We start from the raw sequence: 12,592 nt of genomic DNA, 5'->3' as shown, positions 1-12,592 counted from the left end.
AAAGGGAGCCGTTATTAAACGGTTCCCTATAATTGTCATTGCTTATTTGAAATAGCAGCAAAGGCTTTTTCAGCCGCTTCAATGGTCTCGTCGATGTCTGCATCAGAATGCTCAGTTGATAAGAATAATCCTTCAAATTGGGATGGCGGTAAAAAGATTCCACTGTTTGCCATTTCCTTGTAATAAGCAGCAAACATGGAGAGATCACTTGTTTTTGCCTGATCATAGTTATAGACATCTTCATTTGTAAAGAAAAATCCAACCATTGATCCTGCACGGTTGACCGTATTTGGAATATTATATTTCGCCGCTGCTGCTTTTAGTCCTTGTTCCAATTTTATAGCTTTACGATTGAACTCATCATAAGATTCAGGAGTCAACTGAATCAATGTTTCATATCCGGCTGCCATAGCAAGTGGGTTTCCAGAAAGTGTGCCAGCTTGATAGATTGGGCCGCTCGGAGCAATTTGTTCCATGATTTCGGCTTTTCCTCCGTATGCACCTACTGGAAGACCTCCACCAATCACTTTACCAAGGCAAGTAATGTCAGGAGTAATGTTAAAATGGCCCTGTGCACAATGATAGCCTACACGAAAACCAGTCATGACCTCATCAAAAATGAGCAAAGCGCCGTATTCAGTGGTCAATTCGCGGAGACCTTCAAGGAATCCAGGCTGCGGAGGCACTACCCCCATGTTTCCAGCAACCGGTTCAACGATGACACCTGCAATATCATCTCCATACTGTTCGAAAGCATAACGTACGCTCTCCAAGTTATTATATGGAACTGTAATTGTATTCTTTGCAACGCCTTCTGGAACTCCCGGACTGTCCGGCAATCCTAGCGTCGCCACACCAGAACCCGCTTTGATAAGAAGAGAATCCCCATGGCCATGATAACAGCCTTCAAATTTCATGATTTTATTCCGGCCCGTATAGCCTCTCGCCAAACGGAGAGCGCTCATCGTTGCTTCCGTACCTGAAGAAACCATACGAACAATTTCAATGGAAGGCACACGCTCAGTTACCAGTTTCGCTAATTCGTTTTCAATGAGCGTCGATGCACCGAAGCTTGTCCCACTTTCCGCAACCTTCTTGATCGCTTCAACCACACGTTCATTTGTGTGACCTAAAATGAGCGGTCCCCATGATAAGACATAATCAATATATTCATTCCCATCAATATCAAAAATACGGGAACCTTTCCCACTTTCCATGAAAATCGGATCCATGTCGACGGACTTAAATGCGCGGACAGGGCTATTTACTCCCCCTGGCATTAGCTTAACCGCCTCTTGGAACGCTTCTTTCGATTTTTTAAAAGATCGCATGAACATAACCTCCACTTATTTAGACAAGAAAGTATCTTGTTTACTCATACGCTTGTGCTTTTCTTTTTCCTTTATCTCGTCAGGACTCGTCCAGTCTGTACGTTGCTAGACGAGCGCTTACGCTTTTCTTGATGTCCAGCTCCAGCGCCTAGCCCCTCAAGGTCATAAGCCAAACGCTGTTGAAGGCAAACTACGCCTTCTTCAGCGTTCGTCTTATGCTTGTCGCCGATAAACAGGCACTCTCCGCTTTTCTTTATTTAAGCCATTTTGCCATGTCTTTGGCAAAGTAAGTGATGATCATGTCCGCTCCTGCACGTTTGATGCTAGTCAGCATTTCCATGACAATCGCTTTTTCATCTACCCAGCCGTTCAAAGCCGCAGCTTTAATAAGGGAATACTCTCCGCTCACATTATAGGCAATGAGCGGAGCATTGAATTCGTTCCTTACATCACGAATGATATCCAAGTAGGAAAGAGCAGGCTTAACAATCAGCATATCCGCTCCTTCTTCCATATCGGACTGAGCTTCACGAAGGGCTTCCACTCTATTGGCTGGATCCATTTGATACGTTTTTCGGTCTCCAAATTGCGGAGCGCTATTCGCCGCTTCACGGAAAGGTCCGTAAAAAGCAGAAGAATATTTCACTGCATAAGACATGATTGGTATTTCCTGGAATCCCTCTTCATCCAAACCTTTTCTAATCGCAGCCACAAATCCATCCATCATATTGGAGGGGGCGATTATATCTGCACCAGCCTTGGCTTGGCTGACAGCCGTTTTAACAAGAAGTTCCAAGCTAGCATCATTTTGGACATACCCTTCTTCGATTACACCGCAATGTCCATGGTCAGTGTATTCACAAAGGCATGTATCGGCAATGACCAACATCTCTGGAGTAGTTTCCTTTATAACCCGTGTAGCTTTTTGCACAATTCCTTCATCTATATATGCACCCGTTCCACAATCATCCTTTTCATCCGGTACACCGAAAAGAATGACCGCCTTGATACCGAGTTCGCTAATTTCAGCTATTTCCTCTTTTAACAGATCCAATGAAATTTGAAACGCGCCAGGCATGGATGAAATTTCTTTACGGGTATTCTCGCCTTCCACAATAAAAAGGGGGTAAATCAGATCTTCCGGATGTATATGCGTTTCTCTTACCATTTCCCGTAAAGCAGCAGATTTACGAAGTCTTCGATGACGTTTGAATTGAATTTGATCCAATGCTATTCTTCCTTTCTTTCCTGGCCAAAATACTGGCACAGTTCATGGAACATAGAATCTATTGTATATTTTTCAGGACACACTTTAACCAAGTACCCCTCGTTTTCAATTGCCCTTTTTGTTACTTTGCCAATGCTTGCAAGCAAAATAGACTGAAGATGTTCTTCCAAATAGTATTGCTTTATCACTTTATTAAAATGATGAAAAGTGGAGGGGCTTGTAAAACAAGCAACATCAAGCCTATCTTCCTTTACAATCGTGACCAGCCTGCCAATGTCCTTTGTTGGATAAAAAGTTTCGTAGACAACCCATTCATCAGCTAAAATCCGCTGGCTTCGAAAGCTTTCGGCGATCGTGGTACTTGCCAGATTACCTTTTGGAATCAAAGCCCGCTTTACCGTATATCCTTTTTCAAAAAACTCCTTTGAGAAATCTTCTGCCGTATAAATATTGGGTATAAAATGCGATTCAACACGATATCGGCTTAATTCAGCCCTTGTTTTCTCGCCCACAGCCGCAAATTGAATATTCTCTTTAAACATTTCAAATTGTTCCCGATGGGAAGCAATGTGCTGAAAAAAATACTTGACGCCATTTTTGCTTGTAAAAATAATCCAATCATATGTACCCAGTGATTGTTTGAAATGGGCCGCGTTCAAGTCTTCATGAGGACGAAAATCAATGAGCGGGACCATATATGGAATCCCACCAGCTGAAGCAACGTCATTACAAAACTTTTCACCCTGCTCTCCACCTCTGGTGATCAACACATGCCTGCCTCGTAAAGGAAGCTGGTCTGCTGTCATTTGTCGAGTTCCTCTTTTACATTCTCTATTAAAGCTTTAGCGCCCTGTTCAATCAAGCTTGCTGCAGCTTTTTCACCGACATCCTTCGGGTCTGTTCCTTTAATCATATCCGAATAAACTGTTTTGCCATCAGGGGAAGCCACAAGAGCTGTAAGCTGGACTTCATTGTTGGGTAAAATTTCGGCAAAGCCAGCGATTGGCACCTGGCAGCTTCCATCCATCTTATGAAGAAATACACGCTCAGCCTCAACAGCCCTTGCCGTTTTTTCACAAGTTAGCTTAGCTAATTCAGTCAGAAGCTCTTTATCGTCCTCCCTGCATTCGATGGCTAATGCCCCTTGACCGATGGCAGGCAAACAGAAATCTGGGTCCAGATATTCCGTTACGATTTCTTTATTCCATCCCATTCGGATTAATCCGGCTGCTGCTAGAATAATGGCATCATAATCTTCAGTTTTAAGTTTGGATAGCCGTGTATCAATATTGCCTCGTATCCATTTAATTTCCAAATCTGGTCTTTGAGCCAAGATCTGTGCTCCTCTTCGCAAACTGCTCGTACCTACGATAGACCCGACTGGCAGTTCCTTCAGCTTAAGCCCGCTTTTTGAAATAAATGCATCACGATGATCTTCGCGCAGCGGTACGCATCCGATTACCAGTCCTTCTGGAAGTTCTGCTGGCATGTCCTTCATACTGTGGACAGCCATATCAATCTCGCCATCAAATAACGCCTGCTCTATTTCCTTGATGAACAACCCTTTCCCGCCAATTTTGGACAAAGTGACATCTAAGATGCGGTCTCCCTTTGTCACAATCTCCTTTACCTCAAACTCAAAAGGAGCGCCAAGCTTTTCCAACTGTTCGCGCACCCAGTTTGTCTGTGTGATTGCCAGGTTGCTTCTCCTCGAACCAATTACAATTTTTCTCATATAAAATGCCTCCTGTGAATACTGCACTTAAATGCCCGTCTGCATCGCCTTTACGAAAACCAAAAGTGAAACTTAGATATTCTGCTGATTAGAAAAAAGTTGACCAATACAAATAAAAAAGCCATTGTATTCCATAAAGCCAGTTTGCGCCCGAAAATGACGCGTTTAACAAAAGCATATAGTAAAAATCCATAGATGATCAACAAAAAAAAGGACCCGATAATTTTAGGATCATACCAATGAAAAACTGGAAGCTTAATCACTGCCCATCTGAGACCCAGAATAAGACTTAATAGCAGCATTGGGAAACCGATCGTGTTGAGAACAAAAGATGCCTTTTCCAGTTTCGCCAAGTCCGCCAATCGCCATAACTTCTTCTTCCACCTTTTCTCCTTCAGCAGTTTAAACTGAAACAAGTATAGGCTTGAGAACACAAATGACGCAGAGAAAGCTCCGTATGATAGGATTGCGATTGTTATATGGATCAACAATAATTCAGACATTAATTGCTCCGCCGTTACAAAAGAACGCTGAATAGGCGCGAAAGCATGAATTGCCATGAAACAAAATCCTATCAAATTTATAAAAAATACCGTGAAATCAACTTTGAAAATATGATGAATAAACAAAGAGATTGTGATAAGTACCCAAGTATAGAAATACAGCCCTTCAAAGAGCGTCAATACTGGAAATCTACCGGTATTTAACATGTACATAAACAAAAAGATTGTTTGAAATGCCCAAACAATCAAAAGCAACCGGAAAGCAAAAATGTTTGCCTTCCGATTATGATCAACGAAATCGATAAAATAAAGCAGAATGGATAAGGCATATATGACGATTATCAATTCTGGAAGTCTTGCCAATACAAGATCGAACATAGACTCATTCCTCTTATGATTGGAATGTATGCAGCGGCGCTGCAAATTTGATTTTCTTTTTTTCGGATTCTTTTGCAGGTGCAGGATCTGCTTGCTTTACGGCATCTTCCAAGTCAAAAATTTGCTTAAAGAGCTCGATTTTCTCCGAAGCATTTTCCAGACCCGAAAATTCCTTCACTTGCATAATTGGATCTTTCAACAATTGATTGATAATGCTCTTTGTATGCTTGCTCAATACTTTTCTTTCACGCTCCGTAAGGTTCGGAAGCTTTCGGTCAATACTTTCCATCGTTTGAGCCTGAATGGACAATGCCTTTTCTCGCAAAGCCGTAATGACAGGTACAACACCGAGCATATTAAGCCATTCTTTGAAGTTGTTGATTTCCGTTCCAATCATACCCATAATTTTATCAGCAGCTAATTCTCTCTCGACCAAATTCGCCTGAACAATCCCTTCCAGATCATCTATATCATAGAGGAAGAAGCTGTCAATTTCTGAAATGGCAGGATCTAAGTCGCGAGGAACAGCAATATCAACAAGGAAAAGCGGGCGCCCTCTCCTCATTTTATCAACCTGGACCATCATGTCTTTAGTCAATACATATTCAGGTGACCCAGTGGAACTAATGACGATATCGGCTTCCATGACCGCACATTGCAGTTCACTCAGCGATTTAGCCTGTCCATCAAACTGATCCGCTAAATTCTTTGCTCTTTCTAAAGTGCGGTTAACAACCGTGACCTTAGTCGCTCCATTTGAATATAGATTTTTGATGGCCAGCTCACTCATCTTCCCGGCTCCGATAATAAGTACATGCTTGTCCTTCATTTGGCCAAACACTTTCTTTGCCAACTCGACTGCTGCGTAACTAACGGAAACCGCATTGGACCCAATTTCAGTTTCTGAGTGGGCACGCTTAGCAAGTGTTACAGCCTGTTTCATCAAATGGTTAAAGACTGTCCCAGTTGTCCCTCTTTCTTGACCAAGTAGGAAGCTGTCCCTAACTTGACCAAGAATCTGGGTTTCCCCAAGAATCATGGAATCTAATCCACATGTAACTTTATATAAATGCTCAACAGCACGCTCATGTTCGTGAATGAATAAATGATTAGAAAAATCCTTTTGGTCTATTTGAAACCATTCTGACAGAAATTCTTTTATATAATAACGGCCAGTGTGAAGCTGATCCACCACTGCATATACTTCAGTCCGGTTACAGGTGGACACAATGACATTTTCCAAAATGCTTTTTTTATTTTTCAATGCCGTCATAGCAGAGGCAAGATCGCTTTCAGCAAAAGCTAGGCGTTCCCTAACCTCGACAGGCGCTGTTTGATAATTCAAACCGACCACGATGATATGCATTTTAAAACAGGCACCTCCAAAATGATCACTCAATATCTTTAGTATATCACTTTACATTAGAAGAATTCTAAAAAGTTGTGAACAGAAACCGAAACCTATGGTATATTTAAGTGCGGGGCGACTGTTCTGCCCCAGCAGTTCTTCAGCCACTACAACTAGGTGACTTGTGACCTCGAGGTGCTAGGAGCCGCAGCCGGATCATTATTAGTGCGGAAACATCTAGTAGCCCCGACAAACACATGGCAGCTGGCGAAAGCCCGCTTATTTTATCTTTACTGTCCGTTTAGCCCTAGCTTCTTATAATCAAATGCGCCTTGGCGTATTTGCGCCCAGATTTTATCGAGCTCCGCTCGATAAATTTCCTCTGAAAATCTGTGGCATCCGCCGGAGGCTTTAACTTTATTCAGCCGGGGGTTGAACCCTCACTGAATAGAATATACCAATAGGCATTCATTTCACCACTTACAGAAGTGGGAGACTTCTGCTGAATGAAGTTAAAACCATTTTCAATCCTTTTGTACCATAGCAAATATATAGACTAAATACAAGTAAACGCGCTGGATGTGATTTTTTGAAAAATAAAGGAATGTTTTCTGGAGTTATTTTTTTGGGGTTTGGTGTCTACTTTCTTTTGCAGCAATACAACATACAAATTTTACAGGATTTATACTCCTGGCCTACCTTGGTGATCATTATTGGGTGCGGCTTTTTGGCCCAAGGCTATTTAGGCAAGGATCACGAAGCAATTTTACCTGGGGTTGTCCTAACCGGGATGGGGATACATTTTCACATTGCCAATAGACTTGAGATGTGGCAGGACTTTGCTGGAGTATTCTTATTGCTGGTGGCTGTCGGCATTTTACTTACATATGTAAAAACAGGTGCCGGTCTAATGATGGGAATTTTATTTTTGGCGGCTGCCTCCTTACTTCTGTTTTTCGATCGACTTACAAACTGGGCTGCTGAGAACGGGCACGATATTTCGTTGCTCAGCAAATTCTGGCCTTTCTTCTTTATTATAGCCGGGGGGTATTTCTTGTTTCTCCAAAGAAAAAAATAAATTTCAGGACCACATTGTCCTGAAATTTATTTTATTTGAACCTTTTAGTTAATATATTCCAAACGGTTTCCTTGCCTTCCCCAGTTTCCGAAGAAAAAATAATAAGTTCATCTTCTGGTACCAGATTCAGTTTTTCTTTGGTTATTTTGGAATGCTTCGACCATTTTCCCTTTGGGATTTTATCCGCTTTGGTTCCGATGACCACGCATGGAATGTCATAGTATTTCAGAAAGTCATACATCATGACATCATCCTCCGTGGGCGGATGGCGAAGATCGACGATCAACATGACGGCCTGCAGCTCTTTCCTTGATGTCATGTACGTTTCGATCATTTGTCCCCAGGCTTCCCGTTCCCTTTTGGATACTTTCGCAAATCCGTATCCCGGAACGTCCACGAAGTAGAGCATCTCCTCTATCTTGTAGAAATTCAACGTTTGCGTTTTGCCTGGTTTCGAAGATGTTCTGGCCAAGCTTTTGCGGTTAATCATTTTATTGATAAAAGAAGATTTTCCGACGTTTGACCTGCCGGCAAGTGCAAATTCCGGCAGTCCTTCATCGGGATATTGGTCAGGCTTAACGGCACTGATTACCATTTCTACATTGTTTACTTTCATTTTGCCTCTCCCATCAAAGCTTTCCCGAGCACTTCATCCATATGTGTCACTGGAATGAAAGTCAGGTCACTCTTTACACTATCAGGAATTTCATCAATATCTTTTTCATTGTCTTTTGGTAAAATAATGGTCGTCAATCCTGCTCTGTGGGCACTCATCGATTTTTCTTTCAATCCACCGATAGGTAAAACCCTCCCCCGAAGGGTTATTTCTCCGGTCATGCCAACTTCTCTTCTGATCGGACGACCTGTCAGAGCGGATACAAGTGCAGTAGCAATCGTTATCCCTGCAGATGGCCCGTCCTTCGGCACCGCACCCTCAGGCACATGGATATGAACATCATACTTTTCGTAAAAATCATTTGGAAGTTTCAATTCTTCAGCTTTTGAACGGACATAACTGAAAGCTGCTTGTGCAGATTCTTTCATTACATCGCCTAATTTTCCGGTCAAAATCAGCTTTCCTTTCCCTGGAGTCAGGGATACTTCGATTTGAAGCGTATCGCCTCCAACCGTTGTATAGGCAAGTCCTGTGGCAACCCCCACTTGGTCTTCAAGCTCAGCCTGACCATAACGATATTTTTTCTTACCAAGCAGCTCTTCAAGGTTTTTCTCGGTCACAATGACTCTTTTGCGTTCACCAGCTACAATGATTTTTGCAGCTTTCCTGCAAATGGAGGCGAGCTGGCGCTCAAGCTCCCGTACGCCGGCTTCCCTTGTATAATATCGGACAATCGCCTTAACAGCGTCTTCTTTAATCTGAAGCTGGCTTCTCGTTAACCCGTGTTCTTCAATTTGCTTTGGCAGCAGGTGGTCCTTGGCTATATGAATTTTTTCCAGCTCCGTATAACCGGCAATAGTAATGATCTCCATTCTGTCCCTCAGCGGTCCGGGAATGGTCCCCAAGTCATTCGCTGTTGCAATAAACATCACCTTTGAAAGGTCGTACGTTTCTTCAATATAATGGTCGCTAAACGTCCTGTTCTGTTCGGGATCCAACACTTCAAGCATAGCTGATGATGGGTCACCCCTGAAATCATTTGACATTTTATCAATCTCATCCAGTAAAAAAACCGGATTAACTGTACCCGCCTTTTTCATCCCTTGAATGATCCGGCCTGGCATTGCCCCAACGTAAGTACGCCTGTGTCCGCGGATTTCGGACTCATCCCTGACACCTCCAAGAGAAATCCGAACGAAATGTCTTCCCATGGATTCTGCAATAGAACGTGCCAGGCTGGTCTTTCCCACGCCTGGCGGCCCTGCAAGGCAAAGTATTGGGCTTCTGAGAGATTTGGTCAATTGTTTAACCGCTAGGAATTCAAGAACACGCTCTTTCACATGCTGAAGACCATAATGGTCCCGTTCAAGGATTTTCTCTGCTTTATGAATGCTCAGATCATCTTTCGTCGCTTTCGTCCATGGCAGCGAAACGAGCCAGTCAAGATAATTCCGGATCACAGCGCTTTCTGCTGATGTCGCTGGGACTTTCTCATACCTGTCCAGCTCTCTTAACGCTGTCATCTTGGCGAGTTCCGTCATGCCGGCATTTTCAATTTTCTCGGTCAGCTCAGCCACCTCGCCGGCTTTTCCCTCTTTCTCACCGAGTTCTTTTTGAATGGCCTTCATCTGCTCACGCAAATAATACTCTTTTTGGGTCCGCTCCATTGATTGTTTGACCCTTTGACCGATCTTTTTTTCCAAATCGAGAACTTCTTTTTCATTATGGATGATTTCAATGACATTGCTTAGCCTTTCATTCACATCGAAAGTTTCCAGGATATCCTGCTTGTCCTGCAATTTCAGCGGCAAATGGGATGCAACAATGTCCGCCATCCGTCCAGGCTCCTCCATATCAGCTACAGTTGCGAAAGTTTCCGCTGATATTTTCTTGGACAGCTTTATATACTGCTCAAAGTATTGAAGCATCGTCCTCATTAAGGCCTGAATTTCCACATCTTTTTCTGTGTCATCTTCAAAAAGTTCAAGAGTGGCAGCGGCAAAATCGTCTTTTACAAGGTAGCTCTTCATTTTTGCCCGCGAAAGCCCTTCTACAAGCACTCGTATCGTACCGTTTGGGAGTTTAAGCATTTGCTTTACTTTCGTCAATGTCCCCACTCTATAGATGTCTTCCTCACCAGGCTCATCAATCGCAGTATCTTTTTGAGTCGTCAAAAAAATAAGATGGTCGGTGAGCATCGCCTGCTCCAATGCCTGAACGGATTGTTCCCTTCCGACATCAAGATGTAAAACCATTGTCGGAAAAACTAGCATCCCACGCAAAGGCAGCAGGGGAACGAACGCCTCTTTTTGTTTTGTCACATTCGTACACCTCCCAGTAATGTTCCTTCTATCAAAGAAGGACTTTAAAACATATTACTACAATTTTAGCTTATATAGACGCTTTATGTCGAGAAACAGGTGCTGATGACATTTCGCTTTCATATCAAATGCGCCTTGGCGTATTTGCGCCCAGATTTTATCGAGCTCTGCTCGATAAATTTCCTCTGAAAATCTGTGGCATCCGCCGGAGGCTTTGACTTTATTCAGCCGGGGGTTGCCCCCCACTGAATGGAATATCAATATGCTTTCATCTCACCACTAACAGAAGTGGGAGACTTCTGATGAATGAAGTTAAACACTCTTTTTCCCTTTTCCATGAAGCAGATCGGTAAAAACGAATTCATGGCTATTATTGCTTATCAATGCTTTTTTGAGCACTTCCTCGATCCTTTGTACTGGAATGATTTCAATGCCTTCAATGCTTCCGAGAATGGAGCGCATGTTTTCTGCTGGTATGAAAACTGAACGTGCGCCAGCATGCTTTGCAGCCTTCACCTTTGCCAAAATGCCTCCAACCGGCTTGACATCTCCCTGAATGCCAATCTCCCCAGTCATGGTCACTTGATTATCCACCGGAATTTTATAAATGGCCGAGTAAATACCGACTGCCATGGCAACTCCTGCCGAAGGTCCGTCAATTGGAATGCCACCGGGAAAATTCACATGAATATCATATTGATGTGCGGGAACACCCATTGACCTGAGTACCGTGAGGACATTTTCGACTGACCCCTTGGCGAGGCTTTTTCTTCTGATCGATTTCCCTTGCCCATTGATACTCTCTTCTTCAACGATTCCTGTAATGTTGATAGTTCCTTTCTCATTAGAAGGAATGACCATTATTTCTATTTCCAAAAGTGCTCCGCTGTTGGGCCCTGTGACTGCCAAACCGTTAACTATGCCTACGGAAGGGTTCTCGGCAATTTTTTTCTCATATTTTGGAACCAATTGACTTGCCTCTATAATCCACTCAACGTCTGCATCCAATATTTGCTGTCTTGTTTCTGTTATCGCCAAACCGGCAGCAATTTGAATGAGATTGACAGCTTCTCTTCCGCTTGAGGCATAAGCAGCAAGTGTGGACAAACCTGAATCACTGATTGAAAGCTCCACTTTGTTAGCTGCCTTTTTTGCTACGCTCTTAATTTCGCCCAGCTCAAGCTCCCGAAAGAAAACCTCCATACAACGGGATCTGATAGCAGGCGGAATTTCGCTCGGTGTTCTGGTTGTGGCACCGACAAGCCTGAAGTCAGCAGGAAGGCCTTTTTGAAAGATATCGTGGATATGGGTTGGAATTTGAGTATTTTCTTCACTGTAATAGGCGCTTTCCAAAAACACTTTACGATCTTCCAAAACCTTCAGCAGTTTATTCATCTGAATAGGGTGAAGTTCACCAATTTCATCTATGAACAAGACGCCTCCGTGTGCATTAGAGACAGCTCCTTGTTTTGGCTGCGGGATGCCTGCCTGGCCCATGGCGCCTGCCCCTTGATAGATGGGGTCATGGACTGAGCCGATCAGAGGATCCGCTATTCCTCGCTCATCAAAGCGCGCAGTGGTGGCATCTAATTCAACAAAGACGGCTGATTGGCGAAAAGGGGAATTCTCGAATTTCTTAGCTTCTTCTAACACTAGCCGTGCAGCGGCTGTTTTTCCAACCCCGGGAGGCCCGTAAATAATAACATGCTGTGGATTCGGGCCACACAAAGCTGCCCTTAAAGCCTTAATCCCATCTTCCTGCCCGACAATATCATCAAAGCTTATGGGCCTTACCCGCTCAGACAAAGGTTCTGTGAGTTTGATCGAGCGCATTCTTCTCAATTGTTCCATTTCTTTTTTCGATTCCCTGTCAATAGTCACCCTTTGCGATCTTTGGTTTTTTAACAGGTTAAAAAAATAAAGCCCAATGACTGTTCCAAAAAACAACTGAATGAATAAGATGACGGCAGTCCAATTCATCATATTCCCTCCTGACCTCACTTTTTCACATATGGGTAGTATCTCCGTACAAGATCAGGAATAAACGGAATATT

The 12,592-nt window shown here is 43.2% G+C and carries 11 protein-coding genes; 1 reads left to right on the top strand and 10 read right to left on the bottom strand.

Annotation, left to right across the window (positions count from 1 at the left end):
* Positions 1–35: 35 nt before the first annotated feature.
* From hemL to hemA, 6 genes are all read right to left on the bottom strand, one after another.
* Positions 36–1,331, bottom strand: coding sequence for a glutamate-1-semialdehyde 2,1-aminomutase (hemL, locus tag D5F11_RS12955; RefSeq protein ID WP_120116261.1), 1,296 nt, complete (start codon positions 1,329–1,331; stop codon positions 36–38).
* Between the two features lie 253 nt (positions 1,332–1,584).
* A complete protein-coding gene (gene hemB / locus D5F11_RS12950; RefSeq protein ID WP_120116262.1) occupies positions 1,585–2,559 on the bottom strand; it encodes a porphobilinogen synthase in 975 nt (324 codons plus the stop codon).
* A gap of 2 nt (positions 2,560–2,561) precedes the next feature.
* Complete coding sequence (locus D5F11_RS12945) at positions 2,562–3,365, bottom strand: uroporphyrinogen-III synthase (protein ID WP_120116263.1); 804 nt, start codon at positions 3,363–3,365, stop codon at positions 2,562–2,564.
* Complete coding sequence (gene hemC, locus D5F11_RS12940) at positions 3,362–4,294, bottom strand: hydroxymethylbilane synthase (RefSeq protein ID WP_120116264.1); 933 nt, start codon at positions 4,292–4,294, stop codon at positions 3,362–3,364. The genes D5F11_RS12945 and hemC overlap by 4 nt, the downstream gene beginning before the upstream one ends.
* A 50-nt stretch (positions 4,295–4,344) precedes the next feature.
* Positions 4,345–5,175 carry a cytochrome c biogenesis protein CcsA gene (gene ccsA / locus D5F11_RS12935; RefSeq protein WP_120116265.1) on the bottom strand — a complete coding sequence of 277 codons (831 nt, stop codon included), beginning with the start codon at positions 5,173–5,175 and terminating at the stop codon, positions 4,345–4,347.
* A 13-nt stretch (positions 5,176–5,188) separates the two neighbouring features.
* On the bottom strand, positions 5,189–6,541 hold the full coding sequence (gene hemA / locus D5F11_RS12930; protein WP_120116266.1) for a glutamyl-tRNA reductase: 1,353 nt from the start codon (positions 6,539–6,541) through the stop codon (positions 5,189–5,191).
* 586 nt (positions 6,542–7,127) lie between these two features.
* On the opposite strand from hemA, the gene D5F11_RS12925 reads away from it, so the two are divergent.
* Positions 7,128–7,601 carry a LiaI-LiaF-like domain-containing protein gene (locus tag D5F11_RS12925; RefSeq protein ID WP_280519752.1) on the top strand — a complete coding sequence of 158 codons (474 nt, stop codon included), beginning with the start codon at positions 7,128–7,130 and terminating at the stop codon, positions 7,599–7,601.
* A gap of 31 nt (positions 7,602–7,632) precedes the next feature.
* Here the strand turns inward: D5F11_RS12925 and yihA are convergent, their stop codons facing one another.
* Genes yihA through lonB form a run of 4 tightly spaced genes read right to left on the bottom strand, consistent with a single transcriptional unit; the run spans position 7,633 to position 12,518 of the window.
* Positions 7,633–8,217 (bottom strand): ribosome biogenesis GTP-binding protein YihA/YsxC, encoded by a 585-nt coding sequence (gene yihA / locus D5F11_RS12920; protein ID WP_120116268.1) that lies wholly within the window; start codon positions 8,215–8,217, stop codon positions 7,633–7,635.
* Positions 8,214–10,538, bottom strand: a complete 2,325-nt coding sequence (lon, locus tag D5F11_RS12915; protein ID WP_120116269.1) for an endopeptidase La — start codon at positions 10,536–10,538, stop codon at positions 8,214–8,216. Before lon ends, yihA begins: the two co-directional genes overlap by 4 nt.
* 57 nt (positions 10,539–10,595) lie before the next feature.
* Positions 10,596–10,799 (bottom strand): hypothetical protein, encoded by a 204-nt coding sequence (locus tag D5F11_RS12910; RefSeq protein WP_126646581.1) that lies wholly within the window; start codon positions 10,797–10,799, stop codon positions 10,596–10,598.
* A 51-nt stretch (positions 10,800–10,850) separates the two neighbouring features.
* A complete protein-coding gene (lonB, locus tag D5F11_RS12905; RefSeq protein ID WP_120116270.1) occupies positions 10,851–12,518 on the bottom strand; it encodes an ATP-dependent protease LonB in 1,668 nt (555 codons plus the stop codon).
* Positions 12,519–12,592 lie beyond the last annotated feature (74 nt).

The organism is Siminovitchia terrae (assembly GCF_003605405.2).
Lineage (GTDB): Bacteria > Bacillota > Bacilli > Bacillales > Bacillaceae_C > Siminovitchia > Siminovitchia terrae.
This window is presented reverse-complemented; position numbering and strand designations above follow the sequence as displayed.

Coding starts and splice junctions, on each gene's coding strand:
- hemL (WP_120116261.1), bottom strand. CDS start 1,331: ATGCGATCTTTTAAAAAATCGAAAGAAGCGTTCCAAGAGGCGGTTAAG.
- D5F11_RS12945 (WP_120116263.1), bottom strand. CDS start 3,365: ATGACAGCAGACCAGCTTCCTTTACGAGGCAGGCATGTGTTGATCACC.
- hemC (WP_120116264.1), bottom strand. CDS start 4,294: ATGAGAAAAATTGTAATTGGTTCGAGGAGAAGCAACCTGGCAATCACA.
- ccsA (WP_120116265.1), bottom strand. CDS start 5,175: ATGTTCGATCTTGTATTGGCAAGACTTCCAGAATTGATAATCGTCATA.
- hemA (WP_120116266.1), bottom strand. CDS start 6,541: ATGCATATCATCGTGGTCGGTTTGAATTATCAAACAGCGCCTGTCGAG.
- D5F11_RS12925 (WP_280519752.1), top strand. CDS start 7,128: ATGTTTTCTGGAGTTATTTTTTTGGGGTTTGGTGTCTACTTTCTTTTG.
- yihA (WP_120116268.1), bottom strand. CDS start 8,217: ATGAAAGTAAACAATGTAGAAATGGTAATCAGTGCCGTTAAGCCTGAC.
- lonB (WP_120116270.1), bottom strand. CDS start 12,518: ATGAATTGGACTGCCGTCATCTTATTCATTCAGTTGTTTTTTGGAACA.